Below are 20147 nucleotides of genomic sequence, written 5' to 3'. Positions count from 1 at the left end.
AGCAACCGCGTGGCTGTTCATAGCTTCTATACAGCTATTCGCCCGTCGCATCGCAAGGCTATGAAATCTCATCGGATAATTATGAATCAGGCTCTGAGGATGCGCTGAGGGTTCAAGATGTATCCGGACAGGGTTGAGCGTACCGGTACCTGACCCGTGGCAGGGCAGCGACAATGCGTAGCGCACCACCGCAGCAGGGACAGATGGTCGGGTCGAAACGTGCTCGACTCTTGATCGCGGCGATAACTGTCGGCTCGGCGTTGGTGGCTTGCGGCGGTGGCAGGAGCCGACGGATCATCGCGAGCCGGGCCTTGCGGCAACCGTTAGCGAGAAACCCATAATGTCGGATACGGTGAAAGCCGTCGGGCAGGCTGTGGATCAGAAAGCGCCGAATAAACTCGTCTGGAGTAAGCGACATCACCTTTGACGCGTTGCCGTGCCGATAATCACGCCAGCGGAAAGAGACGCCGGTATTGTCGACGCGGACTAAACGACTGTTGGCGATGGCGACGCGGTGCGTGTAGCGGCCGAGATAGGCAAGGACATGCTCGGGCGATCCGAATGGCGGCTTGGAGAAGACGATCCAGTCCTTGCGACCAAGCTGACGGACTAACATTGCGAACGTGTCGGCATCTTCGAGCCCGGTGAGCGTGCCCGAGAAGCGGAGCCTGCCTGCAACGTGAGCGGTCCGAAGCCGTTCGAGAAATAGCCGCCGAAACAGGCGAGAGAGCACGTGGACGGGCAGGAAGAAGCGAGGCCGACAGGCGAGCCAGCGCTCGCCATCGACCAGTGCGCCGCCGGGAACGAGACAGTGAATATGGGGATGATGGGTGAGCGCCTGACCCCAGGTATGAAGAATGGCCAGGAAGCCGATCTCGCCGCCAAGGTGCCGTGAATCTGCAGCAATGGTCTTCAGCGTTGCCGCGACCGCATCGAACAGGATCGCATAGACAACAGCTTTGTTGTGGAACGCGATCTCTGCCACCTCCGACGGCACCGTGAACACGACGTGGAAGTACGGCACCGGCAGCAGATCGGCCTGGCGATCTGCTAGCCACCGCTCGCGGGTTGCGGTCTGGCACTTGGGGCAATGTCGGTTGCGACAGCTATTATACGCGGCGCGGCTATGACTGCAGTCTTCGCACGCCTCAAGATGTCCCCCAAGTGCCGCCGTCCGGCAGAGCTCGATAGCCGACATGACCCGGCGTTCCACGCGGCCAATATGGCCATCGTGGGCGAGACGATAAGCTTGACCATGGCGCCGGAATATATCCGCCACCTCCAGTTCGGCACGCACTGCCACTAATCAGGCGGGCGGCACTACCTCAAGCGTTAGTCGGTCGAACGGACTTTGCGTCTTCGAGATCGTCGTTGCCGCGACATGGGTATAGCGAGCCGTCGTCGAAAGGTGGCTATGGCCCAAAAGCACCTGGATAATCCGGATATCGACGCCGCTTTCCAGCAGATGCGTCGCGAAGCTGTGCCTGAGAGTATGGACGCTGACGCGCTTGACGAGGCCTGCTGCCTTTGTCGCGGATCGGCAGGCAGCATGGAGCACCTGGACGTCGATCGGCTTGTCGCCCCGTCCAGGGAACAGCCATATCTCTGGACGTGCAAGCTGCCAGTACGTCCGCAGTATCCCGAGAAGCTGAGGCGACAGCATGACTGCGCGATCCTTGCCACCCTTGCCGTGACGGACCTGGATCAGCATCCGGTCGCTATCGATATCAGCGATCTTCAAGCCGATCGTCTCGGACGCTCGAAGCCCGGCGGCATAGGCTGTCGTTAACGCGGCACGGGCTTTGAGCGAGGGGACCGCCTCGAGAAACCGGACGACCTCGTCAGCGCTCAGAATGTCCGGCAGCTTGCGCGGCGTACGGGCGTAGGCGATGCGTTCCGGAATCTCCGCACGATCGAGCGTGACGCCATAGAAGAAGCGAAGCGCACACACCGTCTGGTTGAGAGCGCCCCAGGAAACGCCCTGCGATACGAGGTAGACTTGGAAAGCACGAACGTCCTCGAGGCCAAGCTGATCGGGTGATCGCTTGTGAAACCGACTGAACCGCTTGACCGCATGGATGTACGATCGCTGCGTGGCGGGCGATAGGTTGCGTAGGCTCATATCGTCGATCATACGACGACGCAGCGGACTTACCGCTGTCGTGGCATCTGTCATGAGATGGTCTCCTGGTTGAGGGTTGGTTCAGCAACCAAACCTTCTCATCAGGAGGCCATTCCGGCCAATACCCACCTCGCTCCCGCGTCAGCGGGTTAGTTCAATCGCAAAAATACAAAACTGCCAAAGTAGTGTTAGGCCGTAGACTCATTACGCAGCACACCAGATGCGGGCGCAGATGAGTTTCACGGCGGCGAGGGAGTTGTCGGGGCATTTGTCATATCGAGTGGCAATGCCCCGGAAGTGCTTGATGCGGTTGAAGAAGCGTTCGACCAGATTGCGCTGGCGGTAGAGCCAGCCCGAGAAGGGGAAACGCTGCTTGCGATTGGAGCGCGGCGGGATGTTCGCCCAGGCATTCTTGCTGGCGGCGGCCTCGCGGATGGCGTTACTGTCGTAGCCCTTGTCGGCCAGCAGCGTCGCGCCTTCGGGCATGGCCTCTAGCAGAGCTTCGGCTTCCTGGCTGTCGTGGACCTGACCGCCAGTCAGGCGCAGCGCAACGGGACGACCGTCAGCGTCAACGAGTGCATGGATTTTGCTCGTGAGGCCGCCTCGGGAACGTCCCATGCCGCGATCTCCGGCTCCCCCTTTTTGCCCGTCGCACCGTGTTGGTGGACGCGAACGCAGGTGGAGTCGATCATCACGATCTCGCCTTCGAAAGCAGCAGAAACTGCTGCAAGCAGCCGGTCCCACACCCCGGCTTTGCGCCAGCGGACGAACCGGTTGTAGCAGGTCGTTGAGGGTCCGTAGCGCTCAGGTATTTCCGCCCACGGTGAGCCCGTTCGAAATCGCCAAAGAATGCCGTTCAGCACGCGCCGATCGTCGACGCGGGCAACGCCGCGCGGCTTGTTCGGCAATAGCGGGGCGATGATCGACCATTCCCCATCCGTCAGTTCGTATCGCCGCCGTACCATCAAGCCTCCATCGCAATGGAAAGCCTGAATCATGCGAGCCAGATAATCTCAAGCCTGCTCGGAAATTTACGGCCTAATGCTGGCATTGGCCGTTTCTCCAAGCACCACTGCTATCGAGGCAGGCATCTTGGGCCACCCAAGGCGAAAACCGTATGAACGCTGCAAGGGCGACAATCGCAAGGCCCAACGCCAGAGCTACCCGCTTCCATGTGATGTGCATACCCATCCATATCACACGCAAAATCAGTCGCCAGTTTTTATGAGTTTACGGCCTAGCATTACAGTTGCATATTGATTGAAACTCTGAATCTATGGATCTCCATGGTAAGGAGGCCGTGGATGACGGGTGCATCGATCGAAACGACACTGGAGCTTTGGGCATTTTCACTACGGGACGTGAAGGTTCGCATGCGTGGGCTTTTCACTCAGGAGCGAGTAGCGGCGTCGGCTAACCTTTTTCTGGACGGCCTGTTGGGTGAGGAACGGCGCAAGACAGGTTGGATGCGTGCGGAAGCTGCCGGAGATCCGGGGCCTTGGCGGCAGCAGGCTATTTTGGGCCGCGGACGGTGGGATGCGGATGCTCTTTGCGAGATCGTGCGCGACTATGTCGTGGAGAACCTCGCTACCCCGGATGCTGTCCTGGTTATAGATGAGACCGGCTTCCTCAAGCAGGGCAAGGCATCCTGCGGTGTCGCGCGTCAGTACACCGGCTCGGCGGGCAAGATTACGAACTGTCAGATCGGCGTATTTGCCGCCTATGTATCGGCCCGTGGCCATGCCTTCATCGATCGAGCCCTCTACTTGCCCAAGAGTTGGGTCGGCGATCCGGAAAAACTTGCCGCCACCCATGTCCCAGAGACGGTTGGGTTCGCCACGAAGCCCGCATTGGCTGTCGAGATGATACGGCGCGCGCTGGCAGCGGACGTGCCCTTTTCATGGGTGGCGGCAGATGCGGTATATGGCGTGGGCGACGTCGAAGGCGCGCTACGTCGCGCCTGCAAAGGCTATGTCCTTGGGGTCAAATCCGATCACCACTTTGGCTCTTGGGCTGGCAAGCCCATGGTGGCCGGAAAAGCGGAGAAGATCGCTTGCGATCTTGCCCCTGACGCCTGGCAGCGCCTCTCTGCTGGCGAGGGCACAAAGGGCGCACGACTTCACGACTGGGCCTATTGCGAACTCGCCGACCTCGGTGCCGACGAATATGACGAAACGAAGTCTGGGCTTTGGACCCGCGGTCTCCTCATCCGCCGCAATATCAGCGACGGTGATCTCGCCTTCTTCACGACATGGTGCCCAGCGGGGACTGGCATTGAGACGCTCGTTTCCATCGAAGGCCATCGCTGGGCGATTGAGGACAGCTTTGAAACAGCCAAGAACGAACTCGGACTCGACCACAACGAAACCCGATCATGGCATGGCTGGCATCGCCATGTCTCGCTCGTCATGCTCGCCTTCGCCATGATGGCCGCCATCCGATACCGAGCCAATCTCGAAACGCCCCCAAAAAGACCGCGGATACCGCTCAGCCGGACCTGATCCGCTGGTCCATCCAAGAAGTCAGGCGCATCGCAAACAAACTGGCTCAGCGCCGTATCAAACCAGCCTATATCATCGCATGGTCATGTTGGCGGCGCGCGCATCAGGCCACCGCCAGGCGAGCTCACATCAAAACTAAAATGCAACTGTAATGCTAGTTACCGTCGGTGAAGGTGTACGAGCAGATCTTGTTGCCTGCGGGATCACGCAGATAGGCGGCATAGGCGCCCGGCAGATGGCTACGCGCACCAGGAGCGCCTTCGTCCGTGCCGCCGGCGGCAAGACCGGCTGCGTGAAACGCATCGACTTCGGCAGTGGTGGCGCCAGCAAAGCCGATGGTCATGCCATTGCTGGTCGGTGCCTCGCCGTTACCGGGACGTGCGACGATGAAGGCGGGCTTGTCACGGCCATAAAGCACCCAACCGTTGCCGAACGGGCCGAGATTGTCGATGCCGAGCGCGCCCAGTGCCGCGTCATAGAAGTTGACCGACGCTTCCAGATCGGCTGCGCCCATCATGACGTGGGAAAACACGTCGTTACCAGAGATAACTGCCATTTTTCTTATCCTTCTACAAATTTAGATTAGAATACGACGACGGAACGAATGCTTTCGCCCGAATGCATGAGTTCGAAGCCCTTGTTGATCTCCTCAAGCTTCAGCACGTGCGTGATCATGGGATCGATCTCGATCTTGCCGTTCATGTACCAGTCGACGATCTTTGGAACGTCGGTCCGGCCCTTGGCACCGCCAAAGGCGCTGCCCTGCCACACGCGGCCGGTCACCAGCTGGAACGGGCGAGTGGAAATCTCCTTGCCTGCTTCGGCGACGCCGATGACGGTGGAAACGCCCCAGCCGCGATGGCATGCTTCGAGTGCCTGCCGCATCACGTTGACATTGCCGGTGCAATCGAACGTATGATCTGCACCGCCATCGGTGAGAGCCACCAAGTGTGCGACGATGTCGCCATCGATCTTCGACGGGTTGACGAAGTGGGTCATGCCGAAACGACGGCCCCACTCCTCCTTGCTGTCGTTCAGATCAACGCCCACGATCATGGTAGCACCGGCCATGCGCGCGCCCTGAAGCACATTGAGACCGATGCCGCCCAGGCCAAAGACGATGACGACATCGCCAACCTGCACCTTGGCGGTATTGATCGCCGCACCGACGCCGGTGGTCACGCCGCAACCGATATAGCAGCTCTTGTCGAACGGAGCGTCCTCCCGGATTTTCGCGACGGCGATCTCGGGCAGAACGGTGAAGTTCGAGAAGGTCGAACACCCCATATAATGAAAGATCGACTGGCCTTTATAGCTGAAGCGCGACGTGCCATCTGGCATAAGGCCCTGGCCCTGCGTCGCGCGGATAGCGGTACACAGATTGGTCTTGCCGCTTAGGCAGCTTTTGCACTGGCGGCATTCAGGCGTATAGAGCGGGATGACGTGATCCCCAGGCTTTACCGATGTGACGCCCGGGCCTACTTCGCGCACGATGCCCGCCCCTTCATGACCCAGGACGACGGGAAAAATTCCTTCGCTGTCCAAACCGCCAAGGGTGTAAGCGTCCGTGTGGCACAGGCCGGTCGCCATGATCTCGACGAGTACCTCGCCCGGACGCGGGCCTTCCAGGTCGAGCTCGACTATTTCGAGAGGCTTTTTTGCCTCGAACGCTACTGCTGCACGCGTTTTCATGATGCTGCTCCTCCTTGTTGATGCCCCGATCTACCACCTTGCCATATGTGCGATAATATGGTCATTGCTCAAAACACTATGCCATATAGGGTATAATAATGTCTGAGTGGGATGGCATCGATGAGTTTGTCGCGGTGGCTACGACAAACTCCTTCACCAAGGCTGCGCGTGCGATAGGGAAGTCGCCTACGCATGTGAGCCGGTCTATCGGCGAGCTCGAGCGCCGCGTTCAAAACCCGCTGTTCAACCGGACGACCCGGACGGTCAGCCTGACCGATGCCGGACGAGTGTTCTTCGAGCACTGCCAGCGCTTGGTGCTCGAGCGAGATGAAGCGATCGCCCTCATCGGAGAACAAGGCGAGCCGCAGGGCGAGCTTAAGATAAGCTGCTCGACGACGATGGGAGAACGGTTCGTAGCACCGATTATTCGTCGCCTAGCAGTGCAGCATACCAAGCTGAATGTGTCGATCGAGCTTAGCAACAACCTCGTCGATCTAGTCGGGGACGGTTTCGACCTCGCAATCCGGACTGGCGAACTGACAGACGGTCGCTTGCTGGGCACATTGGTGGCGGAGCGGCGCTTCTACACATGCGCGGCGCCGGACTATCTCGCACGTCAGGGAGAACCAAGGACCGTGCAGGATCTTATGGAGCATCAATGCATAAGGGGAACGAGCGCCAGCTGGCATTATCTTGTCGCGGGCAAGGACGCCCATCATCGGCCCAGTGGACGATTCCGCTGCAATAGCGGTCAAGCGGTGATCGAGGCCTGCGTCGCCGGCTTGGGGATTTGCCAGCTGCCGGAATTCTATGTCCTCCCCTATCTTCGTCACGGCATGGTCAAACTCCTGCTTGAGGACGTCCGCCCGAAAGATGAACCGATCTGGGCGGTCTACCCGCGCCGCAGGCACCTGCTTCCGAAGATCCATGCAGCCATAGACGCTTTGAAACTGGAATTAGGCCCAACTCTACACACCGACCATCGGATTGAGCGGCATTTGATCCAGGAGAAGTAGCCCAAGGCGATGGTCCAGACTTCCGCCGCCCTGGAGACCACTAGGAGCAGATCTGGATTTCGCTTGATTTTACAAAGAGACGCGACGCCACAGTGCACCCGTTTCCGCTCGGCCCGCCATGAATTCGACAAATGCTTTTATGCGGGGAAGCGGTTGACGACTAGCTGGCCAAACGACGTGCAGGTGCCGACTATCGTCGAGATACCCCTCAAGAACTGGAGATAGCAGGCCGGCCTCGATCGGCGCCTCGACGCAAAAATCTGGAAGGCACGCGATGCCCAATCCCGCCAGAGCCATATCCTGCAACGCATCGATCGAATTGGCGGCTGCGCTCCGAGGAATGTCGCGCACCGGCAAGTGCAGCGCTGCAAATGGCCAAGGATCGATCTTTCCGCTGGTCGGGTATCGGTAGTGAAGGCAAACATGCCCCTTCAAGTCCATGATCGAGCGCGGTGCCGGGCGGGTCTCAAGGTAGGCTGGCGACGCGACAAGTCGGTGCCGGTAGGATCCGAGCATACGTCCGCGAAGCCGAGAGTCATCAAGGCTACCGATCCGGATCACCGCGTCGAAACCTTCGCCGATGATGTCAACCAGACGATCGGAAATGTCGAGATCCAGCTCTATGTCGGGATGGGCCAATTGGAATGCGGTGATCGACACCATCAAATGTTGCCCCAGTTGCGGCAGCCCTACTCGCAACTGACCGCGAGGCTTGCCCGCGATTTCGGTCATTTCTCGTTGGGCGCTCTCCAGATCATTCACGATCGCTCGACACCGTTCAAGAAAGAGCAGCCCTTCAGGGGTCAGTGTCATCGCGCGCGTCGATCGATGTAAAAGGCCAACGCCAAGGCTCTCTTCGAGTCGACTGACCGCTTTGCCGACGGCGGAAGACGACAGCCCCAATTTTCTACCCGCGTGCGTAAAGCTGCCCGTCGCAGCCGTTTGCATGAACGCGTTTATCGCACCGAAATGATCCATGACCTCCCCTTACATATGCCGCCCGCATTTTAGAAATTTTTTCCGATAAGTTTGGATTTCGAGCCTTATTTTCAAAGCTAGTAGATGCATTATTTGAAGGCAGAACATTCCTTCGAAAGGGATCAGAACATGCTAGCACCTGCAAACCCTCCACTTCTTCCTGCCGAGCTACAACAGCATGTCGGCTATTCACGCGTGTTCCAGCCAGGACGGCTGACTTTCGGGTTTATCGCGCCGCTGGAAAGCTATCCGCAAACCGTCGGTCCCTATATGGCGGGCCATGCGGCGATGGCGCGCAAAGTCGATGATGCGGGATTTGCCGCAATCTGGTTACGCGACGTGCCATTCTACGATCCGCAATTTGGCGATATCGGGCAGGTGTTTGACCCGCTGGCCTACGCCTCGTTTCTGACTGCGGTCACGCGGAACATCGCGATCGGAACGGCAGGGCTGCTGCTACCTCTTCGCGATCCCCTGATCATTGCCAAGCAGGTGGCGACCGTCGACCAGCTTTCAGGCGGCCGCTTCATCATAGGTGTGGCAACGGGTGACCGGCCGACCGAATATCCTGCCTTCGGCAAAAACTATGAAGATCGCGCAGATCGTTTTCGCGACGCTTTGGATCTTATCCGCACCACCCTTGGGCAGGACTGGCCGGTCCACCAATCGAAATATTATGGCGAACTCAGGGGAAATCTGGATCTGGTCCCAAAGCCTGCCGCCCAAAAAATTCCAGCCATCGTCATCGGACATGCGGGGCAGAGCATGGCGTGGACGGCGCAAAATACCGATGGCATCTTGTCCTATACCGCCGATCCGAGCCGCGTGGCCGGGATCGTCGCCGAATGGCGCAGCCTCAGCCCAGACATCTTCAAACCCTATGGCTACGGAACGATGTTCGATCTGGACGCGGACCCGGACGCGCCCTTCATACCCGGACGGATATTGCGGGCCGGTCGGAAGGCTTTGATCGAACTGTTCAAGCGCCAGGAAGGTGACGGCGTTTCCCATGTCGGCCTGCACTTCAAGCCGCAACGCCGCCCGGCCTCAGAGGTCATCGACGAACTGGCGGAATATGTGTTGCCGCACTTCCCGGTGGGGCCTGCCCCTGCCTTGACGTCATCCGCGCTAGTGGACGCCGCATGAACGCCCCACTGCACCACATGGATTTCATCTTCCAGACCAAGATAGGCACCTATACGCTTGCAACCCAGTGCGAAATGCTCGCCGAGACCGGCTACCAGGGACTGACCGTATCGGCGTGGAGCCAGGAACTGGCTTTGTTACCGACCGTCAGGAAGAGATGGGGGCTGGACGTCGGCGCCATCTACCTCATCTATCGTCCCGGTCTTGAACGTCATGTCCTCAACATCTTCGAGACGGTGGAGGGATGCTCGACCATCGAACTTGCGCTTCATTCCGGAGAAAGCGTGCAGGACGCGGATCGCCGCATGATCGAGCGATTGCTCCCTATTGCTGAGCGTCGGGGGCTGGACATCATACTCTATCCCCACATCAGATACGGGATGCAGACCACGACCGAAGCGGTCGCCCTGTGTCAGGAATTTAACCACCCTCGGCTCGGCATCGTCTTCAATGGCTATCACTGGTTTGCCAATCAGGAGGGGTCGCTGGAGGCCCGGCTCGATGCGCTCTGGCCCTGGCTTCGGCGGGTCAATCTGGCTGGATGCCGCCTGTCCCCGCTTGGTTGGGGCGGAGCAGCTACGATCGAGCCTCTCGACGAAGGCGAAATGGACAATTTCGTGCTGCTCGGCGTGTTGACGCGCCGTGGCTATGCCGGAACCTACGGCGTTCTGGGCTGGGAAAGCATGGGCGGCGATGTCTATGGCAATCTGCAGCGATCGGAAGCCGCGTTCCGTTCGATGGAGACGCGGCTGCGTACCCACCCCCACTGGGCCGAAATCCAGCCTGCATCATATTGAACATGGAGGACGGCACCATGCGTCATCGGATTCATGCACTGGATTCCTTCTTCTACACGTCGATGGGCATCTATGAATTCCAGTCACAATGCGAAATGCTATCGGACTTGGGCTATGACGGGATCACCGTTTCAGCCTGGGGCGGCACTCCCCATACCGACCTCAGCCTGTTGCCACAGGTGAAGGCAAGCCATGGCATCGACGTCAGCGCACTCTATCTGGTCCTCCACGAGGGGCGGAATGATCGAGCGTTGGAAGCAATCATCGAGCAAGTGGAGGGCGTCGGACTGCTGGAACTGGCTGTACAGACCAGCGTAAACGGCGCGCCCGGCATCCTGCGGTTTATCGAGAGGATCTTGCCTGTCGTCGAACAACGCGGATTGCGCGTCGCACTCTATCCGCATCTGCATCACGTCACCCAGACGACGAGTCAGGTCGTCCAGATCTGCGAGCGGTTTCGCCATCCGTTTCTGGGCGCATCCTTCAATGCCTATCATTGGTATGGAACGCAGGAGGGGCGGCTGGAACGGCGCCTGAAGGCAATGAAGCCCTGGCTCATGCAAGTCGTAACATCGGGCAGCGCGCTTTCCCGGCTGGGCTGGGGCGGTATTGCCACGATGGAACCGCCAGATCGCGGAGAACTGGACAATTTTGCGCTCGTGGCGGCTCTCGATCGCCTGGGCTACACCGGCAGCATCGGCGTGCTGGGATGGGATTATGGCGGCGACGTCTATCTGAAGCTGGAACGCAGCCTGCGCACCATGCACGACATCAGCCGTAGGTTGGAACGGCATCGCGCCTGGGGGCTCCTCCCTCTAAAATGATGATCTGAGCAAGGCGCTGCGGCTATCCTACATACACCGCCCTCGCCTCGTCTATCATTGAATATCCGCACATGCCGGTGCCAGCATGCATTGCACCAGGCTCAATCCAGTTGGCCGTCCGCCGCGAAGTTTACCAACTGATCAACGATAAAACGCACACGCGGGCTCAACTGGGCCTGCCGAGGCCATACTGCATGGATGTCGACGTCCACGGACGAGAATTCATCAAGCACGGTCTGCAAACGTCCAGCGTCGATATCCGCACGAACCATGGATATCGGCACCTGAGCAAGACCGAGCCCGCCTACGGTCGCGTCCACCATCGCCTCCCCGTCGCTAATCTGATGCGTCGCAGGTGGAACCAGTCGCCTTTCCACGCTCCCTTCCCGGACGAGCCATGTAAGCGGAGGGCCCCTATGTGCGCCGACGATGCAGCGGTGCGACCGAATATCATCCAGCGCCTTGGGCTTTCCCCACATCTTAAGATAATCGGGCGATGCGCAGATGACGCGTCGCTGCGACGTCAGCCGCCGCGCGATGAGATTACTGTTGTCGGAGAGAGTTCCGAACCGAATGGCGAGGTCGACATCGTCCCGTAGGAGGTCGCTTGTAGCGTCCGTGAATGTGAGGCTAAGGCTTAGATCCGGATGGGGTCGCGTGATCGCCATCAGGATCGGCAGTAGAACCTTGCGACCGAACACGATCGGCATGTCGATATGGACGCGGCCGCTCAATATGCGGTTGCTGGAGGACAATGCCGACTGAACAGATGTAACCTCGTCGATGGCAACCGAACACGCCGCCAGATATGCCTCTCCATCGGCCGTCAGCCGCATGAGCCTGGTCGTACGATTGAACAGCCTGAAGCCAAGCCGGTCCTCAAGACGCGCGATCGTCTTTCCCACCGAGGATTTGGTCAGCCCTAGCCGCTCTGCGGCGAGCGTGAAGCTGCCCGCTCGTGCTGCCGTCACAAAAACGGTGACGCCAGAAAAAGGATCTCGATCCAGCATTGTTTCTCTCATTTCTACTTAGAAGCGAAATCTATCATATTTAATGCCGCTCGAACTACAATTATATCGGGTAAGCGGCGGAGCTGTCGGCTCCAATTGCCTTTTTTAATAATGCAGGAGAAAACCATGCCAGTCGTGCGCGTCAGTTGGTTCGAAGGTAAAGATCACGGCCAAAAGGAAAAGGTCGCAGCGGAGATCACGGAAAGCATCGTCCGCAACACAGATACCGATCCGAAATATATCTACGTCATTTTCGAAGACATAAAAGCAAGTGACTGGGCCGGTGCCGGCAAGCTTTTCGGCAGTCCCGACAGCGGCGGAGAAGCCTGATCATGCGCGCCGGCGTTCGCCTCGCCCTTTGCCTCTTCGCTGGTGCGCTGGCTGCAACGCCGGCGCACGTTCTTGCGGACCCGGCTGTCACAGTACTGGGCCGCGACTTCACCTTTCCCAACAAGATAGATGGCCTTCCTGCCCGCCTGTCCGATTTCAAGGGGCTGACGATCAATCGCTTCGTCACCAATGACGGCGTGACGCTCAGCTATTGGGAAGCGGGCAACGGACCGCCGCTGATCTTCATTCCCGGCTGGTCTGCGAATGGCGCCGAATATGTAAACCTTATGTATCTCCTGGCAAAGCGCCATCGGGTGATCGTGCTGGACCCTCGCAATCAGGGTCTCTCGCAACGCATCGATTATGGCACGCGCATTTCGCGCTATTCGATGGACCTTAAACAACTGGTCGACCATCTCGGCATTACTCAAGCCGATTTTTGCGGCTGGTCGATGGGCGCCTCGGTCCTGTGGGGATATATAGATCTGTTTGGTACCTCGAGCATCCGCAAACTTGCTTTGGTCGACGAACCGATTTCCATTGTATCCCACGCCGACTGGTCGGCCCGGGAGCGCAAAGAGGCCGGCTCCATAGCCCCCTCGCCCGAACCGTTGCTTGCAGCATTGGGAGCAGCCCCCCCAGCCAATCCCGATCCGAAAGATCCAAGCTTGCTTGCGCGACTGATGCTGATGGATTCCCCATATTTCGCCAACTCGGAGAGCTTCGCGCGTGCTGTCATAAAGGATGATCCCAAATCGCTCGGGCTGATCATGTACGACCATGCCGGAAATGACTGGAGAGACGTCGTGCGGACCAAAATTGACCGTCCGACAGCGATCTTCACCGGGGAATGGAGCGCGAATGTGCCGAGTCAACAATGGGCGCAATCGGTCATTCCGGGTTCCCAACTGCACATCTACAGCAAAGCAGAACAAGGGGATCACTTCTTGATGTTCAAGAATCCCGTAAAGTTCGCTGCAGACCTAGAAGCCTTTCTTAAGGACGCGAAATGAAAGGTCTATCGCGGTACACTCTAGGACGTTGTGCGGCGATGGGCTTATGCTTCTCCGCTCCCCTGGTTCTAGCACACGATGGTGGCAACGTCGCTGACTACAGGCTGTCGGGCGTTTCTTTATCAGGGGTCCGCCATCTTGGTAGCACGGCGTTCGAGATGCGCATGCCGTCGAGCGCGTACCAGGATCCCGCGAAGGAACAACTGAGCGACCGCAACTTCATGGCATGGCTTCCGCTGGACTTCCAGGACGGGACGATCGAGGTCGACGTTGCGAGCGACCTGGCCACAGATGCCCCTGGCTATGCGCGTGGTTTCATCGGCCTGGCTTTCAGGATCGATGCGGCAGGCCGATTTGAAAATATTTATCTTCGGCCGACCAATAGTGTCTCGGACGATCAGGTTCGCCGCAATCATTCTGTGCAATATGCGGCCTATCCGGATCATCTATTCGATCGTCTGCGCCGAGAAACCCCGGAAAAATACGAGACCTACGCCGATATCGCGACCGGAAGATGGATCAGGATGAAACTCGTGGTCAGCGGGCTCCAAGCGATCCTCTATCTCGACAACAAGCCTACGCCTGCGTTGGTGGTTCAAGATCTCAAACTGGGCGCCAGGCAATGTGGCGGCGTTGGAATATGGCTCGAATCCGGAACGATAGCCCATTTTCGCAATCTCAAGATCACGCACACAATGTCAGCCGCCGGCCAGTAGCACGAAAATATATCAGCCACTGCGACAGTCACTATCCGAATAGAGAAAATTCAGATGAAGAACGAAGTTTACACGATCTACCATCTGGCGATCGAGCCGACCGATTTTCCCGCGTTTGAGACCCTTATTTCCAAAATCGTCGACGCTACGAGTAAAGAATCAGATACGCTGACATATGAATATGTGGTCAATAGAGATCGCACAGCAGTCCACATCATCGAGCGTTACCGTCCTGCCGGTATCGTACCCCATAGCGATACAACGTTCGCACCGTTCGCAGAGGAGTTTCTCTCGCTCGTCCGCATAGAGAAGTTGTACGTCTATGGAGAGACAACGCCGGAGATCAGAACCCGGCTCGATCGGTTCGACGCGCTCTATTTCTCCTCGTTTGCAGGCTTCAGTCGATAACATATCGGTGACGCATTGGTCGGGTTTCGCAATTGTCATGGGCATGTGGCCGCGCTCGACCGCGAGTCGAGCAGGTTTGCGACCTTTCTTGCCGGGCGCGGCCGTGCGACCTTACCACATAGAACTCAATCCGGGCGTGCCCGGCTACGTTTGGAGCTCACTCCAAGTTACAGAAATCCGCTGAACTTGAACATAATCATCGTCGCCACTGACGATGTCCATGTTTAGTAATCCTGCATCGACGCTTTCAATTACCCACAAGTGGTCGCGAGCGTGATTCCGTTGGCCGCATGAGCATTGCTCGCCTGGAATCAAGCATGATTCATTCCCTGGCACCTGAAGCGGTTGGCGGGGTGCAACGTGGAGACATCCGTTTTCGATGCGGCAGGATGGGCTGACGGGGAAGTCGATCCCGCCGCCTTTCGTGATAAGCGATTGGGCGAACGGCTTCGAACGATGCTTAAGCAGATGTCAGGAGCGATTGGCGCACCGATACCGATGGCGTGCCAAGACTGGGCCAATACCAAGGCGGCCTACCGTTTTTTGTCTAATGGCTCGGTAAACGAGGGAGACATACTTGCCGGGCATTTCCAGGCGACACGGGCACGAGCGACGGCGCTTGAGGGGTTCATCCTAGTTTTACAGGACACCACCGAATTCTCCTATCAAAGGCGCAATCCTGAAACGATTGGCGCCATCGGGCTTGCGCCGAGCCGGCGTGATGAGAATGGTCGGCTTCGGCTTCATACGGTCTGCGGCCTGCTCATGCACTCCAGCCTTGCGATCACGACTGAGGGATTGCCACTGGGTCTGACAGCGGCGAAATTCTGGACCCGTACCAAGTTCAAGGGTGCCAACGCGTTGAAGCGGCGGATCAATCCCACGCGCGTACCGATCGAGGAGAAGGAGAGCTACCGCTGGCTCGAGAATATGCGTCAATCGACCACCCTGCTGGGCGATCCAGAGCGACTGGTTCATATTGGCGATCGGGAGAACGACATTTACGAGTTTTTCTGCGAAACACAGATGCTCGGCACGCATTTTTTGGTCCGCACCTGTGTCGATCGTCTGGCTGGCGACGGTGGCCATACGATCGCCGACGAAATGAGCGAAACCACCGTGCAAGGCACGCATCGGATCACCATTGGCAAAGACGATCATGCCGACATCGAACTGCGCTATAGGCGCATCCAAGTTTTGCCGCCGATCGGAAAGCAAAAGCGCTATCCTTCCCTCAGCCTGACCATCTTGCATGCCCGTGAGAGTGGAACGCCTGAAGGGCGCCCCCCAATCGACTGGCGGCTCATCACCGATCTGCCGGTAACGACGCCTGACGAAGCCATCGAAAAGCTCGACTGGTATGCTCAGCGTTGGAAGATCGAACTCTTCCACAAGATACTCAAATCTGGCTGCCGAGCCGAAGATGCGCGGCTGCGGACCGCCGAACGCCTCGCCAATCTGATCGCCATATTCTGCATTCTGTCATGGCGCCTGTTTTGGATGACCATGATCAATCGCGCTGCTCCTGACGCATCGCCTCGGCTGATCCTGACCGATGTCGAAATTACCCTGATCGACCGCCTCGCAGCTTCCCGAAAGAATGAACCGCCAGGCAGAACCCTTTCCGACTATCTAACCCAAATCGCCCGGCTCGGAGGCTATCTTGCGCGAGCCCATGATCCGCCGCCTGGCAACATCGTCATCTGGAGAGGATGGTCTCGCCTGATGGACATCAAAATCGGTGCTAACGTCAGCCGCAACATTTGTGGGTAATTGAAAGGCATCGACGCTCAGCCAAAGCATTGACGACGTCGCAATCATCTCGATCGCCTGCCTGTCCTCCCCCTCAGCTCCTTGCCCTTGTCGTGACCTGACCAGCTATGTGCTGCGCCACGCAATATCCCGCCTTTCAGTTGGCTTTTCATCCTATTAGTCTAGAGGTCTTTTCTGGGCCACCGTCGGCATCGCGTGACCGCCATAGACCAACAGGAACAAGAACACTTTGACCAGTGACGAGGGTAACAAACCAAACCGAAGGCGTCGCGGGCTTGCACTAGAAGAAGCCATACTGGATGCGGCATGGTCAGACTTGTCTACCAACGGCTATGCCAGGTTTACCTTCGAAACCGTCGCGCGCATGGCCGGGACGAGCCGTCCGGTCCTTTATCGACGTTGGTCAACGCGCGCGAGTCTCGCTTCGTCCGCCATCGTTCGGCACCTGAAGCGCAATCCCATAATTGTACCCGACCTTGGCAACCTGAGAGATGAACTCCAGTGCGCAATGCGCAAATTTGCTGATCGGGCACCTCCCAGTCTCATGAAGCTTGTGTTCGAAATGCACGAGGATATGGCTTTAGAAGAGGTAAATTTCACTGATGCGCGTTTCAGCGAGAACCCGATCGGTGATGTCATAGCACGTGGCGTAGCGCGCGGAGAGATAGATCCCCAGCGCCTGAACGCTCGCGTCATGCGCGTGCTACCCAGCCTTGTGATGCACGAGATCGTCGTGACCGCGCAGCCGATTTCGGATCAGACCATATCGGCAATAATCGATCAGATTTTCATGCCTTTAACCGTGCCCCTGCCCTGAGCAATGCATCGCACAAAGATGATTTAAGATACAAAATGTTTCTTATTGACGTTGAAGCATGACATCGGCGATATGTGCGATGCGGGATTGAGGGCACGCACCCAAGATCGAGGCCGCTGACATTTCATTCGATGGAGCGACCGGCTCGATGAAAAAACGTGTAAAGGTAAGTGCTCCACCGCTCTGCGTTATTGGAGTGATCTGGTTCGGCGCACCCGCACAGGCGCAGGATCATGTCGTACTTGGGGCAGGAGTTGCGGTGACGCCAACCTATCAAGGGTCTGACGACTACAGGGTGCTGCCGTTGCCCGCGATCGATATAAAGAAGGGGTGGTTCTTCGCGAACCTACGTAATGGCATTGGGATCGAGCCAATTGGCACCGGGGTGATATCGGCAGGTGTGAGTGCCGTCTTTGTCCAGGGGTATCGGCGTCGCGACATTCCGACGGGAATTTCGAAACTTTCGGGTGGTCTGGGTGCTCGAGCACATATCAATCTGCGCTCCAGTGGTCTGACTGGCACCTTGGGCGTAACAAAAGTCATATCGGGCGGCACAGGCGGGATCATCGCCGATGCCAGCGTCTCCTATACAATCCTCATCTCTTCGAAATTTTCCCTCACGCCGACCGTCGGAGCGACGTGGGCAGATCGGGCGCATAACGACCAGTATTTTGGCGTAGACAAAGTCGAAGCATCTGCTTCGGGGCTTTCCCCTTTCTCTACGGGGGCGGGGTTCAAGGACATTTCGGGCACGCTCACAGCGACCTATCGATTGACCGATCGGATCGCATTGAGCGCAACCAGCGGTGTGACCACCTTGCTCAACAAAGTAAGCGAAAGCCCCTTGGTTCGCCGCGCCACTCAGCCCTTTGGGACGGTCGCGCTTACTTACCGCCTCTAACAACTTAATCCCCCTGTTCGTCAGCGCTGTCCATTCTGTACGAATGAGGGTTGAAATTCTCAAGGTTGGCAGACCACGCCGCTTTTCTTTGGCGTCACTAACAATCCTCGATCGGCAATTTTGTCGACCTTTGCCTCCAAAGGAAACGCCACTGGGCAGGGCACTGCTGTGGCGGCGCACTTCCGTCCTTTTTGACCCGTCGCTCAGCCGACCAAATGTCATTGCCGTTCTACCGTGATTGGGGCATAGTCAGTCTTGGCGGGCAGACCTTCTGAACGAGGGTTGGCCATGAAGTCTGACATATCTCAATATTCGGTAGGCGCGGCGAGCGCTGTGGATGCAGATCGCATCTACCCGAAGGATCGCCGGACAGACCGGCTCTTGCGGAAACCTGATGTCACCGCAAGAACCGGGATGTCCGTCTCAGCTATCTATAGGTTAGAAACAGCCGGTCGCTTCCCTCGCCGTCGCCGTATCGGATTGCGCTCTGTCGCCTGGTACGAAAGCGATATCGACGAATTCATTGCTGATCCTTCAGCCTACCGTTCAGATACCGGCTGACCACTTCATGTGCCGGATCGAGCCCTCTGGTGATGAGGTCAGCCCAAATCTGAATGAGCGTACCCCGAGGTTTGCGGTAACGCGATCGGTTGTACGCCCATTCCGAGGCGGAAACTCCCTGCGGGACATGAGCCAGTACCATATCGATAACCATCCGATCCCCGTCGCGCTCAAGTTCGGCGGCGCGCTCATTCATGATGGTTGAGAATGATGAGCGCCATCCATGGGGCACCATCACGTTCTTGTAGCGCCCTCCCCCCATCCGCTTGTACATTGTGCTCAAGGCAGCGTCAGAAATAGGTTCGCGCCAAGATTTCGTGCTCGGGAAAAGCAGGTCGAACCCACCAGTCAATGGCCGGAGCGCGCGAAGCGTTTCGACTGCTTGGTGTGAAAGGGGGACGTCATGGCCAAACGCCGAGTTGCCTTTGTCCTCGACGTCGAGCTTCATCCGGCTCGCGGGAACTCGCCAGATCGGTGCGTTTGGCACCGCATCCGGATTTTCCCAGTCGATACCCTCGAACTCGCTCCAGAGAGCCGTTCGAAGTACACCCACCCGGACCAGAGTGAGCGCCAAGAGCCGGGAGGCAAGCTTGACGATCAGACTGGACGTTGAGCGATCCACGACCTTCTGAAATTCGAGCAGCTCAGGCACTTCGGTCAACGCCGGCTGCTTCGATCCGCGACGCGTCGGCTTGAGCGCGTCCCTGATTTCATCGATTTCGAGCAGGATAGCAGGATCGACAAGCCGCTCCGCCTTTGCGCGCCGGAAGACGCCCCTTACATAGCCGCGGACGCGCTTGGCCGTTTCGACAGAACCTCTGCCCTCGATTTTGCGGAGCGCTCGAAGAATCGACGTGCTTTCGATCTGGCCGATCGGATGATGACCAAACAATGGATAGAGGTCGCGCTCAAACCGGTTCCGCACACGCTTGGCATTCGAGATCGACCAAATGGGCTCCTGGTCCGCCAGCCACTCCTCCGCAACTTTCCGGAAGGTCACTTTGGCAGCCTCTTGCCTCGATATCTTGGCTATCTGCTTTTCGAGCGCCGGATCCTTGCCTTCGGCCACCAGCTTTCGCGCCTCGTGATGCGCATCGCGCGCAGCAACGAGACCCAATTCAGGATATTGTCCCAGAGTAAGGGTCTTCTCTTTGGGACCTACCCGATATCTGTAGCGCCAGATTTTCCCGCCGGCGCTGGTGACGTAAAGAAAAAGCCCCTGAGAATCAGCGAGCCGATAATCGCTCGTTCGGGGCTTGGCATTCTTAATTTCGATGATGGTAAGCGACATGAGATTATGCCCTCAAATCGGCCCGCCATGCCCGCAAATATGCCCGCAGATTCGCTGAACTATCTTGGTCTGCTACGACCTGTCCTGATCAGCTAAATACCTAACAAACCCTTGTTTTCCAAGGAGTTATTAGCGCATCAGATCCGTCTTGAAAAGAATATTTGGTGGGCCCGGCAGGACTTGAACCCGCAACCTATCCGTTATGAGCGGACAGCTCTAACCAATTGAGCTACAGGCCCCACCTGTTGGAA

Annotated in this window: 20 protein-coding genes, 1 tRNA gene and 1 pseudogene; 13 read left to right on the top strand and 9 right to left on the bottom strand. The window is 57.9% G+C overall.

All coding sequences use genetic code 11. The annotated features are described in order from the left end of the window. Nucleotides 1–112: 112 nt before the first annotated feature. From BMY84_RS15160 to BMY84_RS15150, 3 genes and pseudogenes are all read right to left on the bottom strand, one after another. Complete coding sequence (locus BMY84_RS15160; protein ID WP_093084922.1) at nt 113–1297, bottom strand: IS91 family transposase; 1185 nt, start codon at nt 1295–1297, stop codon at nt 113–115. Between the two features lie 9 nt (nt 1298–1306). Next, nucleotides 1307–2176, bottom strand: coding sequence for a tyrosine-type recombinase/integrase (locus tag BMY84_RS15155; protein ID WP_093084920.1), 870 nt, complete (start codon nt 2174–2176; stop codon nt 1307–1309). A gap of 150 nt (nt 2177–2326) precedes the next feature. Then, a pseudogene (locus tag BMY84_RS15150) lies at nt 2327–3087 on the bottom strand (IS5 family transposase). Nucleotides 3088–3408: 321 nt separating this feature from the next. On the opposite strand from BMY84_RS15150, the gene BMY84_RS15145 reads away from it, so the two are divergent. After that, a complete protein-coding gene (locus tag BMY84_RS15145; protein WP_093084959.1) occupies nt 3409–4623 on the top strand; it encodes an IS701 family transposase in 1215 nt (404 codons plus the stop codon). Nucleotides 4624–4777: 154 nt separating this feature from the next. On the opposite strand, the gene BMY84_RS15140 is transcribed toward BMY84_RS15145, so the two are convergent. Together BMY84_RS15140 and BMY84_RS15135 are read right to left on the bottom strand one after the other, a co-directional pair. Next, complete coding sequence (locus tag BMY84_RS15140; RefSeq protein WP_093084917.1) at nt 4778–5179, bottom strand: VOC family protein; 402 nt, start codon at nt 5177–5179, stop codon at nt 4778–4780. Between the two features lie 26 nt (nt 5180–5205). Next, nucleotides 5206–6315, bottom strand: coding sequence for an S-(hydroxymethyl)glutathione dehydrogenase/class III alcohol dehydrogenase (locus BMY84_RS15135; RefSeq protein ID WP_072895019.1), 1110 nt, complete (start codon nt 6313–6315; stop codon nt 5206–5208). A gap of 98 nt (nt 6316–6413) precedes the next feature. On the opposite strand from BMY84_RS15135, the gene BMY84_RS15130 reads away from it, so the two are divergent. Then, nucleotides 6414–7331 carry a LysR family transcriptional regulator gene (locus tag BMY84_RS15130; protein WP_093084915.1) on the top strand — a complete coding sequence of 306 codons (918 nt, stop codon included), beginning with the start codon at nt 6414–6416 and terminating at the stop codon, nt 7329–7331. 69 nt (nt 7332–7400) lie between these two features. On the opposite strand, the gene BMY84_RS15125 is transcribed toward BMY84_RS15130, so the two are convergent. Beyond that, nucleotides 7401–8309 (bottom strand): LysR family transcriptional regulator, encoded by a 909-nt coding sequence (locus BMY84_RS15125; protein ID WP_093084914.1) that lies wholly within the window; start codon nt 8307–8309, stop codon nt 7401–7403. Between the two features lie 129 nt (nt 8310–8438). Here BMY84_RS15125 and BMY84_RS15120 point away from each other — a divergent pair, with 129 nt between their 5' ends. Genes BMY84_RS15120 through BMY84_RS15110 form a run of 3 tightly spaced genes read left to right on the top strand, consistent with a single transcriptional unit; the run spans nt 8439 to nt 11076 of the window. Then, nucleotides 8439–9455: an LLM class oxidoreductase gene (locus tag BMY84_RS15120; RefSeq protein ID WP_093084957.1), complete on the top strand. Its 1017-nt coding sequence runs from the start codon at nt 8439–8441 to the stop codon at nt 9453–9455. Then, entirely contained in the window at nt 9452–10252 is an 801-nt protein-coding gene (locus BMY84_RS15115) for a sugar phosphate isomerase/epimerase family protein (protein WP_093084912.1), read from the top strand. Before BMY84_RS15120 ends, BMY84_RS15115 begins: the two co-directional genes overlap by 4 nt. Before the next feature lie 17 nt (nt 10253–10269). Beyond that, nucleotides 10270–11076 (top strand): sugar phosphate isomerase/epimerase family protein, encoded by an 807-nt coding sequence (locus BMY84_RS15110; protein WP_093084956.1) that lies wholly within the window; start codon nt 10270–10272, stop codon nt 11074–11076. 101 nt (nt 11077–11177) lie between these two features. On the opposite strand, the gene BMY84_RS15105 is transcribed toward BMY84_RS15110, so the two are convergent. After that, a complete protein-coding gene (locus BMY84_RS15105) occupies nt 11178–12086 on the bottom strand; it encodes a LysR family transcriptional regulator (RefSeq protein WP_093084911.1) in 909 nt (302 codons plus the stop codon). A gap of 126 nt (nt 12087–12212) precedes the next feature. On the opposite strand from BMY84_RS15105, the gene BMY84_RS15100 reads away from it, so the two are divergent. From BMY84_RS15100 to BMY84_RS15065, 8 genes are all read left to right on the top strand, one after another. Further along, nucleotides 12213–12416, top strand: a complete 204-nt coding sequence (locus tag BMY84_RS15100; RefSeq protein WP_093084909.1) for a tautomerase family protein — start codon at nt 12213–12215, stop codon at nt 12414–12416. A 2-nt stretch (nt 12417–12418) separates the two neighbouring features. Beyond that, nucleotides 12419–13429 carry an alpha/beta fold hydrolase gene (locus BMY84_RS15095; protein ID WP_093084908.1) on the top strand — a complete coding sequence of 337 codons (1011 nt, stop codon included), beginning with the start codon at nt 12419–12421 and terminating at the stop codon, nt 13427–13429. Between the two features lie 158 nt (nt 13430–13587). Next, the gene (locus tag BMY84_RS15090; protein WP_218146968.1) at nt 13588–14145 is read left to right on the top strand and encodes a hypothetical protein; all 558 of its coding nucleotides are present in this window, start codon (nt 13588–13590) and stop codon (nt 14143–14145) included. Between the two features lie 54 nt (nt 14146–14199). Beyond that, entirely contained in the window at nt 14200–14553 is a 354-nt protein-coding gene (locus BMY84_RS15085; RefSeq protein WP_093084905.1) for a hypothetical protein, read from the top strand. A gap of 360 nt (nt 14554–14913) precedes the next feature. Then, nucleotides 14914–16326, top strand: coding sequence for an IS4 family transposase (locus BMY84_RS15080; RefSeq protein WP_093084954.1), 1413 nt, complete (start codon nt 14914–14916; stop codon nt 16324–16326). 229 nt (nt 16327–16555) lie between these two features. After that, complete coding sequence (locus BMY84_RS15075) at nt 16556–17143, top strand: TetR/AcrR family transcriptional regulator (RefSeq protein ID WP_093084903.1); 588 nt, start codon at nt 16556–16558, stop codon at nt 17141–17143. A gap of 148 nt (nt 17144–17291) precedes the next feature. Beyond that, nucleotides 17292–18044: a MipA/OmpV family protein gene (locus BMY84_RS15070; RefSeq protein ID WP_093084902.1), complete on the top strand. Its 753-nt coding sequence runs from the start codon at nt 17292–17294 to the stop codon at nt 18042–18044. Nucleotides 18045–18332: 288 nt separating this feature from the next. After that, nucleotides 18333–18605 (top strand): helix-turn-helix transcriptional regulator, encoded by a 273-nt coding sequence (locus tag BMY84_RS15065; protein WP_093084900.1) that lies wholly within the window; start codon nt 18333–18335, stop codon nt 18603–18605. On the opposite strand, the gene BMY84_RS15060 is transcribed toward BMY84_RS15065, so the two are convergent. Next, complete coding sequence (locus tag BMY84_RS15060; RefSeq protein WP_093084898.1) at nt 18565–19896, bottom strand: tyrosine-type recombinase/integrase; 1332 nt, start codon at nt 19894–19896, stop codon at nt 18565–18567. The two genes, BMY84_RS15065 and BMY84_RS15060, sit on opposite strands and share 41 nt — an antisense overlap. 162 nt (nt 19897–20058) lie before the next feature. Then, nucleotides 20059–20135, bottom strand: a tRNA-Ile gene (locus BMY84_RS15055). Between the last annotated feature and the right edge of the window lie 12 nt (nt 20136–20147).

Source organism: Sphingobium sp. AP50 (assembly GCF_900109095.1).
GTDB lineage: Bacteria > Pseudomonadota > Alphaproteobacteria > Sphingomonadales > Sphingomonadaceae > Sphingobium.
The sequence above is the reverse complement of the archived record's forward strand: the minus strand, read 5'-3'. Positions and strand labels throughout refer to the sequence as shown.